This is a genomic window from Bradyrhizobium sp. 604_D8_N2_3 (assembly GCF_051810765.1).
Classification (GTDB): domain Bacteria; phylum Pseudomonadota; class Alphaproteobacteria; order Rhizobiales; family Xanthobacteraceae; genus Bradyrhizobium; species Bradyrhizobium barranii.
The window spans coordinates 7,191,732-7,210,171 of record NZ_JBPWPM010000001.1; the positions used below are offsets into that span (position 1 = coordinate 7,191,732).

The following is an 18,440-nucleotide window of genomic DNA, read 5'->3' on the forward strand; positions in this document are numbered from 1 at the left end:
GGTGGAAAGATGGTGGGCACGCTTCGCTTTGCCCACCCTACTGGATTGAACCGCGACTACTGCACGCTCAGCGCCACAAACCGCAGCTCACCGTCGGCGTTGGAGACGAGCAGCAGCACGGACTTCTTGCCGTCCTTCTTGAGCTGGTCGATCCGCTTCTGGATGTCGGCGCCGCTGGAGACGGCCTCCTGCGCAACCTCGACGATGACGTCGCCGGCGGAGAGGCGCTTCTCGGCAGCGTCCGAATTGGCGTCGACATTGGTGACGACCACGCCCTTGACGCTGTCCTTGATCTTGTAGCGCGTGCGCAAATCCTTGCTGAGCACCGCAAGATCGAGACCGAGCGCCTTCTGCGTCACCGTCTTCTCGGGCGCCGGCTCGTCGGTCTTCACCGCGGCCTGCACCTTGTCGGGATCCTGGAGACGGCCGAGCGTGACCTTCTTGGTCTCCTCCTGGCCCTTGCGGATGACGACGACATCCACTTCCTTGCCGACCGCCGTGTCGGCGACGACGCGGGAGAGATCCTTGGGATCCTTGACGTCCTTGCCGTCGAACTTGACGACGACGTCGCCGGGCTCGATGCCGGCGGGCTTGGCCGGGCCCTTGTCATCGACGCCGGCGACCAGCGCGCCGCGCGCGGGCTTGATGTTGAGGCTCTCGGCGATCTCGTCGGTGACGCTCTGGATGCGCACGCCGAGCCAGCCGCGGCGCAGTTCGCCGAACTGGCGGAGCTGGTCGACCACGGCGACAACCGTCTTCGAGGGCACGGCAAAGCCGATGCCGATCGAGCCGCCGGAGGGCGAGATGATCAGCGTGTTGACGCCGATGACGTCGCCATCGAGGTTGAACAGCGGACCACCGGAATTGCCACGGTTGATGGAGGCGTCGGTCTGGATATAGCTGTCATACGGCCCCGAGGAGATGTCGCGGTTCTTGGCCGAGACGATACCGGCCGTCACCGTGCCGCCGAGGCTGAACGGATTGCCGATCGCGATCACCCAGTCGCCGAGGCGCAGCTTGTCGGAGTCGCCGAACTTTACGGCCACCAGCGGCTTCGGCGGCTTGATCTTCAGCACGGCGAGGTCGGTCTTCTTGTCAACGCCAACCAGGTCGGCCTTGATCTTGGTGCCGTCGTTGAGGATGACGTTGATCTCGTCGGCGTCCGCGATGACGTGGTTGTTGGTGACGACGACGCCAGCGGTGTCGATGATGAAGCCGGAGCCGAGCGAGTTGGTCTTGCGGGGCGGGTTGTCACCGCGCTCGCCGCCCTTGCTGCCGCCGCCGGGGCCGCGGCGGTTCTTGAAGAAGTCGTCGAAGAACTCCTCGAAGGGCGAGCCGGGCGGCAGTTGCGGCATGGTGTTGCTGCCGCCGCCGCCGCCCTTGGCTTCGACGGTCTGCGAGGTCGAGATGTTGACGACCGCGTCGATCACCTTCTCGGCGACGTCGGCGATCCCGTCCGGGCCACGGGCAAGGGCCGGCGTGCCGAACGCGCTGAATGCACTGACGGCGAGCGCGGCCAGCCCTAAGCGCAAGCGGGTCGGGGCAATGGTGGCAGCGGTCATTGGTATCTCCAGAGAAAAGGATCAGGCCCCAAGGATTCGCCTCCAAGACTGCGCTCGAACGGGGGGACGGCGCAAGCGCGGAGCTTAACGGGCCTCAAGACCCGGATAATACGGCGAAAACCAGTCTCTCGCCTTCACTTTGGCGTTGGCGTGACGCCTAAATCGGACGGCGCATAACCCAGATCAAGACCAGGCCGGCCACGGCCGAACCGATCCCAACCGCCCGCAGGATATTGTCCGGCGTGGCGATGGCGCTTTTCATGGCCTTGCGCATCCAGTTCGGACTTGCCGCGAACATCAAGCCTTCCAGCACGAACAGGATGCCTAAGCCGATGAGGAAGTCGGCGAACGCAATGGACCTCATCGGAATGGAACCTCCCGTAGTGCTGTTCTTGTCTGGACGAAGGGCGGCAGAACTGCCGCCCTCTGTCTAGCTCACGGCTTCGCCGGCGTCTCGGTCGCCGTCTTGCCGGACGGGTTACCAAAGAACCGGAAGAAATCCGAGTCCGGCCGCAGCAGGAAGCGGGTGTCGTTCGCGCGCAGCCCGTTCTCATAGGCTGTCATCGACCGGTAGAAGGCGAAGAAGTCGGCGTCCTTGCCGTAGGCTTCCGCGAACAGGCGGTTGCGCTCGGCGTCGCCGACGCCGCGGATCTGCTCGGCCTGCGATTTGGCTTCCGCCTCGATCACGGTCGCCTCGCGGTCGGCCTTGGAGCGGATCTCCTGTGCCTTCTGGCCGCCCTGCGCACGGAACTCGGCGGCTTCGCGCTCGCGCTCGGTCTTCATGCGCTGGTAGACCGCCTGGCTGTTCTGCTCCGGCAGGTCGGCGCGGCGGATCCGGACGTCGACGACCTGGATACCGTAGCCGTCGGCCTCGCGATCGAGCTGGTCGCGGATGCGCTGCATCAGCTTCTCGCGGTCGTCGCGCACCACGTTGATGAAGGTGACCTCGCCGAGCACGCGGCGCAGCGCCGCGTTCAGGAGCGTGGTGAGCTGGATGTTGGCAGCCTGGATCGAGCCGACGCTCTGGTAGAAGCGCAGCGCGTCCTTGATGCGGTAACGCGCGAAGGCGTCGACCACGAGCCGCTTCTGGTCGGACGCGATCGCTTCCTGCGACGGGTTCTCCAGATCGAGGATCCGCTTGTCGATGTTGATCACCGAATTCCACGGCGCCTTGAAGTGCAGGCCGGGCGCGGTGACGACGTCGACGGGACGGCCGAACTGCAGCACGATGGTCTGCTCGGTCTGTTGCACCGTGAACAGCGACATGTAGCCGACGATCACGACGAGCAGGAGGGCGAGCAGCGTGACGATACCTGTGACCGGAGACCTCATCGGTTGCCTCCGCTCGACTGCTGACCGGTGGTAGGCGGCCGCTTGGTCGTCAACTCACTGAGCGGCAGATAGGGCACGACGCCCTGGCCCGAGGGGCCGCCGTCATAGACGAGCTTGTCGGCGCCGCCGAGCACGCGCTCCATCGTCTCCAGATAGATCCGTTCACGCGTCACGTCGGGCGCCTTCTTGTATTCTTCGTAAACCTTCAGGAAGCGGGAGCTCTGGCCCTTGGCCTCGGCGACCGTCTGCTCCCTGTAGCCTTCGGCAGCCTGCGTGATCTGCGCCGCACGTCCGCGGGCCTGCGGCACGACCTGGTTGGCGTAGGTCTGCGCCTCGTTCTGCAGCTGCTCGAGATTGGCGCGCGCCGCCTGGACGTCGCGGAACGCGTCGATCACCTGCGCCGGCGGGTCGACCTTCTGCATCTGCACCTGGCTGATGAGAATACCGGCGCCGTAGCTGTCCAGGGTCCTCTGGATCAACTCCTGCACGCCCTGTTCGGTAACGTTGCGCGCACCGGTCAGGATCGGCTGGATCTGCGAGCGGCCGATCACCTCGCGCATCGCGCTCTCGGAGACCGCCTTCACGGTGCCTTCGGGATTCTGGATGTTGAAGAGGAAGTCGCCGACGCCGTCCGGCTTGATGCGCCAGAGCACGGTGAAGTCGACGTCGACGATATTCTCGTCGCCGGTCAGCATCAGGCTCTCTTCCGGCACGTCACGAATGGAGCGGCCGCGCCGCGCCGGATCGTCGATCAGCGTCATGCCTATGGAGATCGTGTTGACGCGCAACGCCTTCGGCAGCAGCACGGTTTCGATCGGATAGGGCAGATGATAGTTCAGACCCGGCTGCACGGTGCGGACATGCTTGCCGAAGCGCAGCACGACGCCGAGCTCTTCGGATTGCACCCGGAAGAAGCCCGACAGCAGCCAGAACGCGATGATGAGCAGGACGATCAGCGTGATGCCGATGCCGGAGAAATAGCCGCCCGGCATGATCTGCTGGAGGCGGTCCTGGCCGCGCCGCAGAAGGTCTTCCAGATCCGGCGGCCTTGGCCCGACCGGTTGCGGGCCGTTGCCCCATGGTCCCTTCGGACCCGAGCCCCATGGGCCACCGCCCTGATTCTTCCACGGCATTCGACGCTCTCCTCGGCAGGTGAAAATCGCCCCCGCCCGCTTTGTCCGGTCCGGCTTTATAGGGGACAGGCAAGTCCCTTACAACGCGGCCCGGGCTGTCCTTCGAGCTATGCTCGGGCACGAAAAAGTCAATGTAAACATTGACGAATGCGGTTAATTGCCCGCCCGCCGACGATATGTCACATAGGAGTAGTCGGCGCTGTCGTCGGGTCCGGCAGGATGCCGGATGCGCTCAACCTCATCCCACTCTGCCTTGTCGATGTCGAAATGCGTGTCGCCTTCGGGACGCGCGTGCACTTCGGTGATTTCGAGGCGATCGGCGCGATCGAGCCATTGCCGATAGATCTCGGCGCCACCGATCACCGCGATCTCGGCGACCGAACGCCGCAGGGCATCGCCAAGCGCAACCGCGCCCGCATCGGCAGCCGATGTCGTGACGATGGCGCCATTGGCGCGATAATCCGCATCGCGCGTGATGACGATGTTGGTACGGCCAGGAAGCGGCCGGCGCAGGGTTTCGAAGGTCTTGCGGCCCATGATCACGGGCTTGCCGATCGTGAGCGCCTTGAAGCGCGCCATGTCGGATTTCAATCGCCACGGGAACCCGTTGCCGGCGCCGATGACGCCGTTCTCCGCGATCGCTACGACGAAGACGATCTCCATCAGGACGCGCCCCCTGCAAGCCGTGTCAGCGCAGGGCCGGTAACGCGGCACAGCGTCCAATCGTCCATCATGACGGCGCCGAGCGATTTGTAGAACGCGATCGACGGCGCGTTCCAGTCGAGCACCGCCCATTGCAGCCGCGACCAGCCGTTGTCGACGCACTCCCTGGCGAGATAGACCAGCAGCGCCTTGCCGAGGCCCTTGCCCCGATGCGACGGCCGCACATAGAGATCTTCGAGATAGATGCCGTGACGGCCGCTGAAAGTGGAGAAATTGACGAACCAGACCGCAAAGCCGACGGGCTCGCCGTTCCACTCGGCAATGGCGCAATAGAGCTGCGGACGCTCGCCGAACAGCGCTTCCGCAATCATCGCCTCGGTCGCCTCGACCTCGTGCGAAAGCTTTTCGTATTCGGCAAGCTCGCGGATGAAGGCAAGAACGAGCCCGGCTTCACCGGCGCGCACGCGGCGGATGGTCAGCGACATCTGCGCTAGACCGCGACTTCCGCCTTGATGTGCGGATGCGGATCGTAGCCGACGAGCTCGAAATCCTCGTAGCGGAATGAGAAGATGTCCTTCACATCGGGATTGATCCGCATCACCGGCAGCGTCCGCGGCGCACGCGTGAGCTGGAGCCGCGCCTGCTCCAGGTGATTGGAATAGAGATGGGTGTCGCCGAGCGAATGCACGAAGTCGCCGGGCTTCAATCCCGTGACCTGCGCGACCATCATCGTCAGCAGCGCATAGGACGCGATGTTGAAGGGCACGCCGAGGAAGACGTCGGCCGAGCGCTGATAGAGCTGGCAGGATAATTTGCCGTTGGCGACATAGAACTGGAACAGCAGGTGGCAGGGCGGCAGCGCCATCTTTTCGACGTCGGCGGGATTCCAGGCGGTGACGATCAGCCGGCGCGAATCCGGGGTGCGCTTGATCATGTCGATGACATTGGCGATCTGGTCGATGCTGCGCCCGTCGGCCGTGGGCCAGGAACGCCATTGATGGCCATAGACCGGTCCGAGATCGCCATTGGCATCGGCCCATTCGTCCCAGATGGTGACGCCGTTGTCGCGCAGATATTTGATGTTGGTGTCGCCCTTCAGGAACCACAACAGCTCATGCACGATCGCCTTCAGCGGCAGCCGCTTGGTGGTCAGCATCGGGAAGCCGGCAGACAGGTTGAAGCGCATCTGATGGCCGAACACCGACAGCGTGCCGGTGCCGGTCCGGTCGGTCTTCTCGGCGCCGTCTGAAAGAATCCGCTCGAGCAGGTCCTGATACTGGTGCATGTGCCAAAAACCTTTGAGAAGACGGCAGCCTTTGGGGAGGCGGCGAACTTAACGGCGCGCCCCGCGCTACGACAGCAGCGATTCGCTGTTTAAGCCCATTATACCCCGAAAAGTGACTGTTCCCGGTGCAAACAACAAGGGGCGGAACTTGCGTCCCGCCCCTCGCCTATCGACTTGAAAGTGCTCGTTAAGTTGCCGGCTTGAGCACCGGGGTCCACTTCGCGATCTCGTTCTTGACGAGGGTCGCCAGCGCCTCCGGCGTCCGGTCCTTGGGACCCGGAATGACGCTGCCGAGCTCGAGCAGGCGCTTCTTCACGGTCTCGTCGTCGAGCGCCTTGATGGCGGCGGCATTCAGGCTCGCAATGATCGCGGGCGAAGTTCCCTTCGGCGCGAACATCGCGTTCCAGGCCTGGGCCTGGAATGCAGGCAGGCCGGCCTCCGCCGTCGTCGGCACGTTCGGCAGCGACGGATTGCGCTCGGCCGTCGCGATCGCATAGGCCTTGATGGTGCCGGCATTGATCTGCGGCACCGCATTGACGATCTGGTCGCACATGTAGTCGACCTGTCCGGCCACCAGCGCATTCATCGCGGGGCCCGTGCCGTTGAAGGGCACGCCGACCGGCTTGATGTCGAGGATCGAGTGCAGGAGCTCGCAGGAGACGTGCGAGACCGAGCCGACGCCGGCATGCGCGGCATTGACCTTCTCGGCGTTCGCTTTCACGTAGGCGACGAACTCCTTGAGGTCTTTCGGCGGAAAGTCCTTGCGCGCCAGGATCAGGATCGGCGTGCCCGCGAGCAGCGCGACCGGCTCAAAATCCTTTTCCGGGTGGTAGGCGAGTTTCGGATAGAGCGGGACGGAGGCGGCATGCGTGCCCATATGCCCGGTAATGAGCGTATAGCCGTCATTGGCCGCGCGCGCAGCGCGCGTGGTCGCGGTGGTGCCGCCGGCGCCGACCACGTTCTCGATGATGATGCTCTGTCCGAGCGTCTGCGCCATGTGCCCGGTGACGATGCGCGAAATCACGTCGGTCGGGCCGCCGGCCGCGAACGGCACGATCATGGTGATGCTGCGCGTCGGATAGGTCTGCGCCTCCGCCGGTGCGACAAAGCCGCACAACGATGCGAACGCCGCAGCACATGCGCCCGCAAGCGCGCGAATGGAAGTCATCTCGATCCCCTCGGACGTAAAACAAAAATGCCGGCCACAGGGCCGGCATTTTCATTTCACGAAGCGGTCACACAAGTCGATTCGACTTCCGAATGCGGCGTGCGGACGCAGGGCGCCGCGACGACGCAGGCGCGGTCAGTTCTCGGATTCGGTGAACACCTCGTCGCGCTTGGCGCGCAGCACGGGCAGGACCGTGAGGATCAGCAGAAACGCCGCGATCGCCAGCAGCACCGCCGACAACGGACGCGTCAGGAACACGCTCCAGTCGCCGCGCGAGATCAGCAGCGCACGACGCAGGTTCTCTTCCATCAGCGGTCCGAGCACCATGCCGAGCAGCAGCGGCGCCGGCTCGAAATCGTGCTTGATCAGCCAGTAGCCGACCAGACCGAAGACGCCCGCGAGAATGACGTCGACCGGTGCGTTGTTCACCGAGTAGATGCCGATCGCGCAGAAGATCACGATCGAGGGGAACATCAGCCGGTAAGGCACGCGCAGCAGCCGCACCCAGATTCCGACGAGCGGCAGGTTGATGATGATCAGCATCAGATTGCCGATCCACATCGAGGCGATCATGCCCCAGACCAGATCCGGCTGCTTCTGCATGACCTGCGGGCCCGGCACGATGCCGTGGATGGTCATCGCGCCGACCATCAGCGCCATCACCGCGTTCGGCGGGATGCCGAGCGTCAGCAGCGGAATGAACGATGTCTGCGCCGCAGCGTTGTTGGCGCTTTCCGGCCCCGCCACGCCCTCGATCGCGCCGCGGCCAAACCGCGACGGGTTCTTGGCGAGCTTCTTCTCGAGCGTATAGGCCGCAAACGACGCGATGACCGCGCCGCCGCCGGGCAGGATGCCGAGGATCGAGCCGAGCACCGTGCCGCGCAGGATCGCAGGCGCCGAATCGACCAGGTCTTTCCTGGTCGGCATCAGGCCGGTGATCTTCTGCTGCACCAGATCGCGGTTCATCTCGGCGCCGGCGTCGAGGTTACGGATGATCTCGGCGAAGCCGAATACACCCATCGCCACCGTCGCGAAGCCAAGGCCGTCGGCGAGCTCCGGAATGTTGAAGGCCATGCGCGAGGCGCCGGTCTCGATGTCAGAGCCGACGATCGAGAGCAGCAGGCCGAACACGATCATCGCGATCGCCTTCAGCACCGAGCCTTTGGCAAGCACCACCGCGAAGATCAGGCCGAGCACCATCAGCGAGAAATACTCGGCCGGACCGAACGCCAGCGCGAGCTTCGTGAGCGGCGCGCCGAGGACGGCGATCAAAACGGTCGCAACGCAGCCGGCGAAGAACGAGCCGATCGCGGCGATCGCCAGCGCCGGGCCGGCGCGGCCCTGCTTGGCCATCTGGTGGCCGTCGATGGCGGTGACGACCGATGTCGCCTCACCGGGTATGTTGACCAGGATCGACGTGGTCGAGCCGCCGTACTGGGCGCCATAATAGATGCCGGCGAGCATAATCAGCGCGCCGACCGGCGGCAGGCCGAAAGTGATCGGCAGCAGCATCGCGACCGTCGCGATGGTGCCGATGCCCGGCAACACGCCGACCAGCGTACCCACGAGGGCGCCGATCAGGCACATCAGCAGGTTGATCGGAGAGAACGCGACGGCAAAACCGTGAGCGAGGTTGGCAAAGAGCTCCATTACACCCTCACTGAACCAGGAAACGCGGGAACATCGGCATCGGCAATCCGAGCACGTACGGGAACAGGATTGCGCAGCCGAGCGTCAGGCAGGCGCCGACGATGGCGGCCTCCAGCCAGCGCGTCTCATGCGAGCCCAGCGCTGCAATCATGAAGCTCACGAAGGCCGTGACCACGAGGCCGAGCGGCCGGATCGCCAGCGCGAAAAACAGGATCGCGACCATCACGAACAGAGGCCCGCGCCAGGAATAATGGGCCATCGCCGGCCCATCGGTCAGAAGGCCGGTCAAGGCGATGCCGGCCGACAAGGCCACCAGCAATCCACCGAACATCCGCGGTGCCGTGCCGGCGCCGAAGGAGAAGCCGCGCATGCCCTGCAGATCGCTCGACGCCCACAGCGCGAACAGGGCGAGCGCCATCAGGATGACGCCGCCGACATAGTCCTGCGCCGACCGGATCGTCATGAACAGCGTGAGGATCGCCACCGCAAACAGCGGATAGGAGTAGATCAGCGCCAGCAGCACATCAGATGACGCCTTCTTGGCGCCGCCACCGAACGATCCGAATATGGCACTGGGCGCGCCGGCGAGCAGCGCGGTCGCATGGCCGGTTACGACCTGCAGTGGGCCGCGCCCGGCACCCCAGCCGAAGATCGTCCCGATCGACCAGATGAATTCGAAAATCTGCGGCGCGATCGCCAGCAGGCAGAAGCCAATCGCCACCGAGGTGTTTCGGGTGGCAGTCGCCGAGTGGCCCATCGTGTCGGCCATGCTTGTCTCCTCCGCGACTCCTAAGTCACGAGCACTGTTGTTCTAATCGGCTGGAAAAGGATCCCCCGCCCGGATCACTGCCTAGCGATTTTCATTACACAATGCCAGCAAAACCAATCAGGCCTCCGGCGAGCAGAAGCCAGAGTGGATTGATGCGCGAGACGGACGCGAGCACTGCAACCGCCGCGGTCAGAAGCAGCGCAGCAAAGGTGCGATCGGTCGACTGGGCCAGGATCAGGGCGCTGGCTGCCATCAATCCAATCGATAGCGGAACCAGTGCAGTCTGAATCAAGGCGGGCCAGCGCGATTGGCTGGGCCGGCTCAGCAGACGGCTGACATAATAGGCAAGCAGCGCCGTCGGCAGGCACATCGCCAGCGTTGCCGCCAGCGCGCCGGGGATGCCGGCGACGGCATAGCCGATTAACGTGACGATAAGTACGTTCGGACCTGGCGAGAGCTGCGCGATCGCATAGGCGTCGGCGAACTGCTTCTCGGTCATCCAGTGATGCACGTCGACCGCGATGCGGTGCATCTCCGGTACCGCCGCCGCAGCGCCGCCGACTGCGAACAGCGACATTAGACCAAAGGTGGAGATCAGCGCCCAGATCGGGTTTTCGCTGTTCACGCTGCTACCTTCCGCCGCACCCAATATGTGACGCCGATACTGACGGGGATCGCGACCAGCAGCACCGCCTGGAGCGGCAGGCGAAGCACGCCGATCGCAACGAACACGCCGAGCATGAGAATGAGCACGACGACGTCCATCCGCTTGAGCAATGGCATCATCATGCGGAAGACCACCGCGATCAGCAGCCCGACCGCCGCGCAGGAGATGCCCGCGAGGATCCGGCGCAGCACCTCCACATCGCCGAACCGGGCGTAGATGATCGCAAGCACGGTCATGATCACCGTCGGCGGCAGCAGCAGCCCGGTAAAGGCGGCAACGCCGCCGGCGATGCCGCGCAGCCGCGACCCGAACACCATCGACAGGTTGACGATGTTGGGCCCTGGCAGGAAATGGCAGAGCGCAAAGGTCTCGTTGAACTCGTCCGCCGTCATCCAGCGGTGCTGATCGACGATGGCGTGGCGGGCAAACACCAGGACCCCGCCGAAACCGGCCAGCGACATCCGGGCGAAGGCCAGGAACAGCGCAACGAGGCCGGGCGGAGGAGCGTGGGCGGCGGGATGGTCCGACTCTTGGGCGGCCGGTGCTGAATCCGTGGACATGTCAGGAGCTTAGAACGCTGGCCGTCCCAGGGCCAAGATCATACCGAGGCCCGCCCGGGACCTATCCAAAGGGAACCGTGGGATCGCCGCTCGAAACACCTGTCATTTGAAACCTTTGCCCCCTATATTGGGGGTGCCGGTTCGCCGGCTATGGAAATAAACGGTCGTCGCAATAAACCATTCGGACCCGGGGGCGGTACCCGGCGCCTCCACCAAAGCCCACCAGCGGGCTCACCCAGAGCGGGTTTTGGCGGGGGCGAAATAGGATCGACGAGGGCGTAAAGGGCGTGCTTTTTCCCGGTATTGTTCCGCCGTTATCGGGCTACTGCAATAGTTGCCAACGACAACTTTGCTCCGGTTGCTCAGGCTGCGTAACGCAGTTTGAAAGACCATCTTAAAGTCCTAACGGGTTAAGCTCCGTTAGGCGGGGTTCGGAGGCACCTGGCAACAGAAGCCTCCACTTACCTCTTATTTCCTTCCCGGCGGGGACTCCTGCTGACCCGTCAGGCGCGGTACTATTGCGGCTTGGCGAGTCGGGCCGGCAGGGCCCAACTCCTGGAATGCAACAGGACCACCATGGCGACCGATCATATCCGATACGATGTGCTGGCTCGCGACGCGCTGCGCGGCGTGCTGCGGAAGGTGCTGACCGATGCCGCGTCCCATGGACTGCCGGGCGAGCACCATTTCTTCATCACCTTCGTGTCGAAGGCCGAGGGCGTGAAGCTGTCGTCGCGGCTCCTGGCGCAATACCCGGAAGAGATGACGATCATCCTCCAGCACCAGTTCTGGGATCTGACCGTGCTCGAGGACCGCTTCGAGGTCGGCCTGTCCTTCGGCGGCATTCCGGAGCGGCTGATCGTGCCGTTCAGCGCGATCAAGAGCTTCCTCGATCCGTCCGTGAAGTTCGGCCTCCAGTTCGACACCTCCGATGTCGCCGAGGTCTCATCCGAGACATTGCCGGCCGCTCCCGCGCCGTCGGCCGTCGCGGTGCCTGCGCCTGCCAGTGAGCCGGCGGAAAGCGCCGAAGAGCCGACCGCCCCGAACCAGGGCGGCGCCGAGGTGGTGCGGCTCGATCGTTTCCGCAAGAAATGATCTAGGTTGGGCGCGAAACGGTCGCGCCCGGCCAAACTGCCGATATAGAAGAGCACATGAAGAGGCCGCACGGCATTCCGTGCCGCAGAATGGATGTGCTCATGGCCAAGACTGCTCGCTCGAAGACTGCCCGCCCCGCCAGCCGCACCGAGACCGACAGTTTCGGTCCCATCGAGGTCCCCGCTGATCGCTATTGGGGGGCGCAGACTGAACGTTCGCGCCAGAATTTCCGTATCGGCATCGACCGCATGCCGATCGAGCTTGTGCATGCGCTCGGCATCGTCAAGCTCGCCGCCGCACAATCCAACCTCGCGCTCGGCCTGCTCGACCAGCGCCGGGCCAACGCCATCATCCGCGCCGCGCGCGAGGTGATCGAGGGCAAGCTGGACGATCATTTCCCGCTGGTCGTGTGGCAGACCGGCTCGGGCACGCAGAGCAACATGAACCTCAACGAGGTCATCGCCAACCGCGCCAATGAGCTGCTCGGCGGCGAGCTCGGCACCAAGAAGCCGGTGCATCCCAACGATCACGTCAACATGAGCCAGTCGTCGAACGACTCATTCCCGACCGCGATGCACATCGCGGCCGCAAGCCGCATCAATGCCGATCTCGTCCCTGCCCTCGGCGAGCTGCTGCGCGCGCTCCGCAAGAAGGAGAAGGAGTTCGCAAAGATCGTCAAGATCGGGCGGACACACACCCAGGATGCGACACCGCTGACGCTCGGTCAGGAATTTTCGGGCTACGCCGCACAGGTCGAAAGCGGCATCGCCCGCCTCAAGGTCGCGGTGAAGGACCTCTATCCGCTGGCCCAGGGCGGCACCGCCGTCGGCACCGGCCTCAACTCCAAGCCGCGCTTCGCAAGACTGTTCGCAAAGCACGTTACCGGGATTACGAAGCTGCCCTTCACCAGCGCCGCCAACAAATTCGAGGCGCTGGCCTCGAACGACGCCTATGTGCTGGCGCACGGCGCCATCAATTCCGTCGCGACAGGCCTGTTCAAGATCGCCAACGACATCCGCCTGCTCGGATCGGGCCCGCGCTCGGGCCTCGGCGAGCTGATCCTGCCGGAGAACGAGCCGGGCTCCTCGATCATGCCCGGCAAGGTCAACCCGACGCAGTGCGAGGCGATGACGATGGTGTGCTGCCAGGTGTTCGGCAATCACACTGCGATCACAGTCGCCGGCAGCCAAGGCCATTTCGAGCTCAACGTCTACAAGCCCGTGCTCGCCTACAACATGCTGCACTCGATCCGGCTGATGGCGGACGCCGCGCGCTCCTTCACCGAACATTGCGTCAGCGGCATCCGCGCCGACGAAAAGCGCATCAGGGAGCTGATGCAGCGCTCGCTGATGCTGGTGACCGCGCTCGCCCCGAAGATCGGCTATGACAACGCCGCCAAGGTGGCGAAGACCGCGCATGCCAACGGCACCACGCTGAAGGAGGAGGCGCTGCGGCTCGGCTTCGTCTCGGCCGACGAGTTCGACCGGCTGGTGCAGCCGGAGAAAATGACGCGGCCTGGATGAATTCCGAATTCCGATAGTCATCCGTAATGATACGGTGCCTTGGGGCTCATAAATATAAGGCTTAAGGGCCGGGATTTGATTACCGTCAATGTTGTGGCGAGGCGGCGTGCTACGCAGGCCTCTCTGCCCTTTGACGGGGCTAATTCATCGTTTGATGGCCCAAGGGGCCAATTGACGAGGACGAGCGAATGGCGATCAAGTCTCATAGGGCGCAACACGGCACCCAGTTTCTGAATGTTTCATCCTGCCAGAAGAGGAGCGGATGATGGAGACGCGGCATGGGGAACGTCATCAACCTGAATCGTTTCAGGAAGCGCGCCGAGCGGGAAGCATCGGCGAAGCAGGCGGACACCAATCGAGCGAAGTTCGGCCGCACGAAGGCGGAGCGGTCGGCGGAGGAGACGCGCGCGGACCAGGCGAAGGCGCATCTGGACCAGCATCAGATCGATCGCGAGGATCAGTCATGAAGTCGCCCGTGGTGAAACGGTCGATCGTGGTCGCCGGCCACAAGACCAGCGTCAGCCTGGAAGAGGCGTTCTGGAACGGCATGAAGGAGATCTCGGGCCTGCGCAACATGACGCTGTCCGAGCTGGTCGGCGAGATCGACGGCAACCGCCAGCAGGGCAATCTGTCCTCGGCGATCCGCCTGTTCGTCCTCGACTACTTCAAGAGCCGCGCCATGGCCGCCATCCAGCCGGAAAAGGTCCCGGCCCAGTAGCCGTTGGGCGTCCCCCAACGGCGCCTCACGGTTCTGCACTTTAAAATCACTCTAAGGTGCAGTTTCAGCCGACCCGCGCGCTTGACCTCACTGCCCTGCGTTGAAAATACAGGGCATGACCGACACCAATGACACGCGTTCGCGGATGCCGCTGGGCCTGGCCCAGCGCGGCTATATCGGCGTCATCCAACATCTTTCCGCCGGGGATGCGGGCTCGGCGCTCTCGGACATCGAGCTCGAGAGCCGGCTGATCGAGCTCGGCTTCGTCGAGGGCGCCCGGGTCGAGGTCCTGCACGAGGGCCTGGTCGGGCGCGACCCGATCGCCGTCCGTGTCGACAACATCACGATCGCGGTCCGCCGTCGTGAAGCCATGGCCATCATTGTCGCCTAGATAGCGACCGGAAATCTGATCCCATGGAAGCTCCTCTGCTGCATCTCGCCCTGGTGGGCACGCCGAACAGCGGCAAGACATCGCTGTTCAACGCGCTGACCGGCAGCCGACAGAAGGTCGCGAACTATCCCGGCGTCACCGTCGAGCGCAAGGAAGGCTTCTTCGTCACGCCCCTGGGACGCCAGGTCTCGGTGGTCGACCTGCCCGGCACCTACTCGCTGCGCGGCCGCAGCCCGGACGAGGAGATCACCCGCGACTTCGTGCTCGGCAAGGCGTCCGGCGAGACCGTGCCCGACCTCGTGCTGTGCGTGGCCGACTCGACCAATCTGCGCCTGACCATCCGCCTGCTGCTGGAGCTGAAGCGCACCGGCCGGCCGATGATCCTCGTGCTCAACATGTTCGACATCGCGAGCCGGCGCGGCATCACCGTCGACGTGGAGCGGCTCGCCAAGGAGCTCGGCGTGCCCGTGGTCACCTCGATCGCGGTGCGCAAGAGCGGCACGGCCGACCTGTTGGCGCTGACGGACGAGATCTCGGCGAAACTCGCCGCGGAGCCGCGGGAGAACAGCTGGCGCGCGCTCAGCGTCGCCGAGCTGCGCGCCACCCAGCGCGAGGCCGACCGCATCATCGCCGACTGCGTCAGCCTGCCAAGCCGGCCCGACACCTGGACCGCGCGGATCGATGCCGTTGTGCTGCATCCGGTCGGCGGCCTGATCGTGCTCGCTCTCATCCTGTTCGTGATGTTCCAGGCGGTGTTCGCCTGGGCGCAGCCGCTGATGGACCTGCTCAACAACGGCTTCGACGCGCTCGGCGAATTCGTGCACGCCACCCTGCCCGCCGGCCTCTTGCAGAGCTTCCTTCAGAACGGCGTGATATCAGGCGTCGGCAGCGTCATCGTGTTCCTGCCGCAGATCATCATCATCTTCCTGTTCATCCTGCTGCTGGAAGACTTCGGCTACATGGCGCGCGCCGCGTTCCTGATGGACCGCATCATGGGTGGCGCCGGCCTGCACGGCCGCGCCTTCATTCCGCTGCTGTCGAGCTTTGCCTGCGCCATTCCCGGCATCATGGCGACGCGCGTGATCGACAACAAGCGCGACCGGCTGACCACGATCCTGATCGCGCCGCTGATGACCTGCTCGGCGCGCATTCCCGTCTATACGCTGATCATCTCCGCATTCATTCCGGCCAGGGACGTCTGGGGCTTCATCAACCTCCAGGGCCTCGTGATGTTCGGCCTCTACGCCGCCGGCATCACCAGCGCGCTGGTCGTCTCGTTCCTGATCAAATTCTTCATGCTGCGCGACTATGCGCCGGCACCGTTCATGCTGGAGCTGCCGGACTACAAGATGCCGCGGCTGAAATCGATCGCGATCGGCGTCTACACGCGGGCGAAAATGTTCCTGCATCGCGCCGGCACCACGATCTTCTCGATGATGGTGCTGATCTGGTTTCTGGCCTCGTTCCCGCAACCGCCCGCGGGCGCCACCGAACCCGCGATCGACTTCAGCCTGGCCGCGATCATCGGCAAGGCGCTCGAGCCGCTGCTCGCCCCCGTCGGCTTCAACTGGCAGATCGCGGTCGCGCTGATCCCGGGCATGGCGGCGCGCGAGGTCGCGGTCGCAGCCCTCGGCACCGTCTACGCGATCGAAGGCGGCAAGGAAGCCGCCGAGCAGATCGGCCAGGTGCTGGCGACGAAATGGTCGCTCGCGACCGCGCTGTCGATGCTGGCCTGGTACATCTTCGCCCCGCAATGCGCATCCACGCTCGCCGTGATCCGGCGCGAGACCGGAAGCTGGACCTGGATGGCCGTGACCTTCTTCTACATGCTGGTGCTGGCTTATGCCGCGAGCCTTCTGACCTACAACGTCGCGGTCGCACTCGGCGCGGGGTAGCGCCCTCTCTAAACTAAAATTGCGAGAACAACCCCATGCACAGTAGACGGCGTTTACCGCGCCAGCGCCCGGTGAAGTCGTTGATACGTCCAAGGAAACAGACGTAGCCCGGATGGAGCGCAGCGAAATCCGGGAAAGCGCATCCGATCGAGGATTCCCGGATTGCGCTTCGCTCCATCCGGGCTACGGACTACGGCGTGCCGGTTGCGCCGTCGGGCAAAACAGGAGGATGATGGCATCCTCCCGGGATTGCCACCTCGACTGCGCCACCACACGACTGGACGCGTTCGGTCCGAACCAAAATCAACAAATCAAATGGAGGCGGCACGAGGCCGCCTCCGGTGCATCATCATTACTGGCAAACATACATGATGCCGTCGCCGCCCTTGACGAGCGCGCCTGGCGTGCAGCCGATGCCGTTGCGCGCGGCATAATCGGACTATCTACTGTAGCCATAGGTCGCTCCCCATGAAAAAGGCCCCGGTCGATGCCGGGGCCTGAGTTCACTGGGAGGACTTTGGATCAATAGCGCGGCGCGCCGTAACCGCCGAAGCGATAGTTCACCCGAACCGTGACCATGTCGATATCCTGGGTGACTCCGCTGCCCGTGAGGGTGAACCCACCGGGTGTGACCACGCCTGCGAAGGAGGTGTTGTCACGCCCCATCCAGAGGTGGTCGTATTCGACACCGACCGTCCAGTTCGGGGTGAAGCCATACTCCCAGCCGACACCCAGAGCACCGCCCCAGCGCGTGTGACCCGCCGAGGCGAGGCCGACGCCGGTGACATTGTTGAAGATGTCAAAGCGATTGCGCGTCACGGCGGCGCCGCCCTTCACGTAGAGCAGTGAGGCGTTCCATGCCCAACCAAGCTGGGCCGTGAACAGCCCGATGGCATCGGTCTTGCCCGTGGTCGAGATCAACGGATCGATCAAACTGACGCGCGTGTTCTTGATCTCGGCCCAATCGCCCTGCGCTTCCAGGCCGAGCACGAACTGATTGGTCTGCCAGCGATACCCGATCTGTCCGCCGACGAGGCCTCCGGAGCGATCGGCGCAACCACTTGCGACGTTGCCTGCGGGCGTTATCAAATCGACGCAACCGTGGCTCTGCCCCCATCCTCCGTTGGCGCCGATGTAGAACCCGGTCCAATTGTAAACCGCCATCATCGGTGCCGGCGGCGGCGCCTTGACGGCCATATCGGCCGCCATGGCCGGAGGCGCCATGCTCAGCGCCGCGAAGCCGATCGCCGCGATCGAAAGCTTTTTCATCGTCTCATCCCCTTTGCTCAAATCTCGTCCGTCATAAAAGCGAGCCCTTATGCAGGCTGGCGTGCATAAGTGCTGCGAACAGCCTGAAGTCTATGCGCGAGGGGATTCCTGGCCCGTACCAAAATGGCAACACTCAAACGCCATCGCTGTGCACAGAAGAGTGCTTAGTCAGTCTTTGAAGTGCCGTGCGCTCCAGCACCGTCCTGTTCGTCAGCAAGCCACGCGCCGATGCCGGAGGATGGGATCACCCGCTTCGGCAGGTGCGGGTTGATCGTGCCTGCAAAGACGGAAAGTCCCTCATCGCGCTTGGCGCGCGCAAACAGCTTGGCTTCATGCTCAGTCGCGAAGGTCTTCGTCTCGCGCGGACTTCGTTGTCTCGGCAGAACGCCTCGCCGTTGCACTTCGAAGGTGACGTACCAGGTCGGACTCATTGCGCACACCAACATGTCACCAGTCCCTGGACTCGCGTTGTGGTGCGGCTGTCATCCGCCTGTTTGATTCAGATCAAGCAGCGACTTGACTGCGAACGCTTGACGCGCCGGGTCGCGAACTGAGGGTCGGTTGACCCGTCGGGCAACACAGGAGCACGATGGCATCATCGGCTTCAGTGACATCCGGCTCCCGACCTTCTCCGTCCCGCGAATGGCGATGCGATACCGTCTTCGGGCTGGATCGGCGCCGTGATCAGGGCCGACCGCCACCCCATCAGCAGGGAACCCGGCGCCGATCTGAGAGTTCGTTCCAAGGCCGTTCGGCTTAA

Annotated in this window: 20 protein-coding genes and 1 other RNA gene; 7 read left to right on the forward strand and 14 right to left on the reverse strand. The window is 64.2% G+C overall.

Going from position 1 to position 18,440, the window contains the following annotated elements:
- Positions 1 to 56: 56 nt before the first annotated feature.
- The 12 genes from AB7245_RS34515 to AB7245_RS34570 form a co-directional block, all read right to left on the reverse strand.
- Positions 57 to 1,562: a Do family serine endopeptidase gene (locus AB7245_RS34515; RefSeq protein WP_439035479.1), complete on the reverse strand. Its 1,506-nt coding sequence runs from the start codon at positions 1,560 to 1,562 to the stop codon at positions 57 to 59.
- Positions 1,563 to 1,719: 157 nt separating this feature from the next.
- Positions 1,720 to 1,926 (reverse strand): DUF2065 domain-containing protein, encoded by a 207-nt coding sequence (locus AB7245_RS34520; protein WP_025038031.1) that lies wholly within the window; start codon positions 1,924 to 1,926, stop codon positions 1,720 to 1,722.
- A 71-nt stretch (positions 1,927 to 1,997) separates the two neighbouring features.
- On the reverse strand, positions 1,998 to 2,894 hold the full coding sequence (gene hflC, locus AB7245_RS34525; protein WP_063981620.1) for a protease modulator HflC: 897 nt from the start codon (positions 2,892 to 2,894) through the stop codon (positions 1,998 to 2,000).
- Positions 2,891 to 4,027 carry an FtsH protease activity modulator HflK gene (hflK, locus tag AB7245_RS34530; RefSeq protein ID WP_063981619.1) on the reverse strand — a complete coding sequence of 379 codons (1,137 nt, stop codon included), beginning with the start codon at positions 4,025 to 4,027 and terminating at the stop codon, positions 2,891 to 2,893. The genes hflC and hflK overlap by 4 nt, the downstream gene beginning before the upstream one ends.
- 153 nt (positions 4,028 to 4,180) lie before the next feature.
- On the reverse strand, positions 4,181 to 4,690 hold the full coding sequence (locus tag AB7245_RS34535; RefSeq protein WP_081369153.1) for a dihydrofolate reductase: 510 nt from the start codon (positions 4,688 to 4,690) through the stop codon (positions 4,181 to 4,183).
- Complete coding sequence (locus tag AB7245_RS34540; RefSeq protein WP_439035480.1) at positions 4,690 to 5,175, reverse strand: GNAT family N-acetyltransferase; 486 nt, start codon at positions 5,173 to 5,175, stop codon at positions 4,690 to 4,692. Before AB7245_RS34540 ends, AB7245_RS34535 begins: the two co-directional genes overlap by 1 nt.
- A gap of 5 nt (positions 5,176 to 5,180) precedes the next feature.
- On the reverse strand, positions 5,181 to 5,975 hold the full coding sequence (locus AB7245_RS34545; RefSeq protein WP_166101661.1) for a thymidylate synthase: 795 nt from the start codon (positions 5,973 to 5,975) through the stop codon (positions 5,181 to 5,183).
- Between the two features lie 187 nt (positions 5,976 to 6,162).
- Entirely contained in the window at positions 6,163 to 7,143 is a 981-nt protein-coding gene (locus AB7245_RS34550; protein WP_071910509.1) for a tripartite tricarboxylate transporter substrate binding protein BugD, read from the reverse strand.
- Between the two features lie 135 nt (positions 7,144 to 7,278).
- A complete protein-coding gene (locus tag AB7245_RS34555) occupies positions 7,279 to 8,793 on the reverse strand; it encodes a tripartite tricarboxylate transporter permease (protein WP_085399731.1) in 1,515 nt (504 codons plus the stop codon).
- A 7-nt stretch (positions 8,794 to 8,800) separates the two neighbouring features.
- The gene (locus AB7245_RS34560; RefSeq protein ID WP_071910507.1) at positions 8,801 to 9,562 is read right to left on the reverse strand and encodes a tripartite tricarboxylate transporter TctB family protein; all 762 of its coding nucleotides are present in this window, start codon (positions 9,560 to 9,562) and stop codon (positions 8,801 to 8,803) included.
- A 94-nt stretch (positions 9,563 to 9,656) separates the two neighbouring features.
- Positions 9,657 to 10,187, reverse strand: coding sequence for a chromate transporter (locus AB7245_RS34565; protein ID WP_063981614.1), 531 nt, complete (start codon positions 10,185 to 10,187; stop codon positions 9,657 to 9,659).
- Entirely contained in the window at positions 10,184 to 10,789 is a 606-nt protein-coding gene (locus AB7245_RS34570; protein WP_439035481.1) for a chromate transporter, read from the reverse strand. The genes AB7245_RS34565 and AB7245_RS34570 overlap by 4 nt, the downstream gene beginning before the upstream one ends.
- A 96-nt stretch (positions 10,790 to 10,885) precedes the next feature.
- On the opposite strand from AB7245_RS34570, the gene ssrA reads away from it, so the two are divergent.
- The 7 genes from ssrA (at position 10,886) to feoB (ending at position 16,411) form a co-directional block, all read left to right on the forward strand.
- Positions 10,886 to 11,251, forward strand: a transfer-messenger RNA (tmRNA) gene (gene ssrA, locus AB7245_RS34575).
- Positions 11,252 to 11,365: 114 nt separating this feature from the next.
- On the forward strand, positions 11,366 to 11,884 hold the full coding sequence (locus AB7245_RS34580) for an SspB family protein (protein ID WP_063981612.1): 519 nt from the start codon (positions 11,366 to 11,368) through the stop codon (positions 11,882 to 11,884).
- An 89-nt stretch (positions 11,885 to 11,973) separates the two neighbouring features.
- Positions 11,974 to 13,407 (forward strand): class II fumarate hydratase, encoded by a 1,434-nt coding sequence (gene fumC / locus AB7245_RS34585; protein ID WP_439035775.1) that lies wholly within the window; start codon positions 11,974 to 11,976, stop codon positions 13,405 to 13,407.
- Between the two features lie 278 nt (positions 13,408 to 13,685).
- The gene (locus tag AB7245_RS34590) at positions 13,686 to 13,874 is read left to right on the forward strand and encodes a DUF4169 family protein (protein WP_439035482.1); all 189 of its coding nucleotides are present in this window, start codon (positions 13,686 to 13,688) and stop codon (positions 13,872 to 13,874) included.
- Positions 13,871 to 14,125 carry a ribbon-helix-helix domain-containing protein gene (locus AB7245_RS34595; RefSeq protein ID WP_014493044.1) on the forward strand — a complete coding sequence of 85 codons (255 nt, stop codon included), beginning with the start codon at positions 13,871 to 13,873 and terminating at the stop codon, positions 14,123 to 14,125. The genes AB7245_RS34590 and AB7245_RS34595 overlap by 4 nt, the downstream gene beginning before the upstream one ends.
- Positions 14,126 to 14,240: 115 nt before the next feature.
- Positions 14,241 to 14,516, forward strand: coding sequence for a FeoA family protein (locus AB7245_RS34600; RefSeq protein WP_014493043.1), 276 nt, complete (start codon positions 14,241 to 14,243; stop codon positions 14,514 to 14,516).
- Positions 14,517 to 14,539: 23 nt separating this feature from the next.
- The gene (gene feoB / locus AB7245_RS34605) at positions 14,540 to 16,411 is read left to right on the forward strand and encodes a ferrous iron transporter B (protein ID WP_085399734.1); all 1,872 of its coding nucleotides are present in this window, start codon (positions 14,540 to 14,542) and stop codon (positions 16,409 to 16,411) included.
- A gap of 522 nt (positions 16,412 to 16,933) precedes the next feature.
- Here feoB and AB7245_RS34610 read toward each other — a convergent pair.
- Together AB7245_RS34610 and AB7245_RS34615 are read right to left on the reverse strand one after the other, a co-directional pair.
- Positions 16,934 to 17,680, reverse strand: coding sequence for an outer membrane protein (locus AB7245_RS34610; protein WP_439035483.1), 747 nt, complete (start codon positions 17,678 to 17,680; stop codon positions 16,934 to 16,936).
- Positions 17,681 to 17,844: 164 nt separating this feature from the next.
- On the reverse strand, positions 17,845 to 18,111 hold the full coding sequence (locus tag AB7245_RS34615) for a hypothetical protein (protein ID WP_063981607.1): 267 nt from the start codon (positions 18,109 to 18,111) through the stop codon (positions 17,845 to 17,847).
- Between the last annotated feature and the right edge of the window lie 329 nt (positions 18,112 to 18,440).

Excerpts from the sequence above, each read along its gene's own strand:
- AB7245_RS34615 (WP_063981607.1), bottom strand. The coding sequence starts at position 18,111 with ATGAGTCCGACCTGGTACGTCACCTTCGAAGTGCAACGGCGAGGCGTT.
- AB7245_RS34570 (WP_439035481.1), bottom strand. The coding sequence starts at position 10,789 with ATGTCCACGGATTCAGCACCGGCCGCCCAAGAGTCGGACCATCCCGCC.
- feoB (WP_085399734.1), top strand. The coding sequence starts at position 14,540 with ATGGAAGCTCCTCTGCTGCATCTCGCCCTGGTGGGCACGCCGAACAGC.
- AB7245_RS34595 (WP_014493044.1), top strand. The coding sequence starts at position 13,871 with ATGAAGTCGCCCGTGGTGAAACGGTCGATCGTGGTCGCCGGCCACAAG.
- AB7245_RS34520 (WP_025038031.1), bottom strand. The coding sequence starts at position 1,926 with ATGAGGTCCATTGCGTTCGCCGACTTCCTCATCGGCTTAGGCATCCTG.
- AB7245_RS34515 (WP_439035479.1), bottom strand. The coding sequence starts at position 1,562 with ATGACCGCTGCCACCATTGCCCCGACCCGCTTGCGCTTAGGGCTGGCC.
- AB7245_RS34550 (WP_071910509.1), bottom strand. The coding sequence starts at position 7,143 with ATGACTTCCATTCGCGCGCTTGCGGGCGCATGTGCTGCGGCGTTCGCA.
- AB7245_RS34535 (WP_081369153.1), bottom strand. The coding sequence starts at position 4,690 with ATGGAGATCGTCTTCGTCGTAGCGATCGCGGAGAACGGCGTCATCGGC.
- hflC (WP_063981620.1), bottom strand. The coding sequence starts at position 2,894 with ATGAGGTCTCCGGTCACAGGTATCGTCACGCTGCTCGCCCTCCTGCTC.
- AB7245_RS34580 (WP_063981612.1), top strand. The coding sequence starts at position 11,366 with ATGGCGACCGATCATATCCGATACGATGTGCTGGCTCGCGACGCGCTG.
- fumC (WP_439035775.1), top strand. The coding sequence starts at position 11,974 with ATGGATGTGCTCATGGCCAAGACTGCTCGCTCGAAGACTGCCCGCCCC.
- AB7245_RS34540 (WP_439035480.1), bottom strand. The coding sequence starts at position 5,175 with ATGTCGCTGACCATCCGCCGCGTGCGCGCCGGTGAAGCCGGGCTCGTT.
- AB7245_RS34610 (WP_439035483.1), bottom strand. The coding sequence starts at position 17,680 with ATGAAAAAGCTTTCGATCGCGGCGATCGGCTTCGCGGCGCTGAGCATG.
- AB7245_RS34600 (WP_014493043.1), top strand. The coding sequence starts at position 14,241 with ATGACCGACACCAATGACACGCGTTCGCGGATGCCGCTGGGCCTGGCC.
- hflK (WP_063981619.1), bottom strand. The coding sequence starts at position 4,027 with ATGCCGTGGAAGAATCAGGGCGGTGGCCCATGGGGCTCGGGTCCGAAG.
- AB7245_RS34555 (WP_085399731.1), bottom strand. The coding sequence starts at position 8,793 with ATGGAGCTCTTTGCCAACCTCGCTCACGGTTTTGCCGTCGCGTTCTCT.
- AB7245_RS34545 (WP_166101661.1), bottom strand. The coding sequence starts at position 5,975 with ATGCACCAGTATCAGGACCTGCTCGAGCGGATTCTTTCAGACGGCGCC.
- AB7245_RS34560 (WP_071910507.1), bottom strand. The coding sequence starts at position 9,562 with ATGGCCGACACGATGGGCCACTCGGCGACTGCCACCCGAAACACCTCG.
- AB7245_RS34590 (WP_439035482.1), top strand. The coding sequence starts at position 13,686 with ATGGGGAACGTCATCAACCTGAATCGTTTCAGGAAGCGCGCCGAGCGG.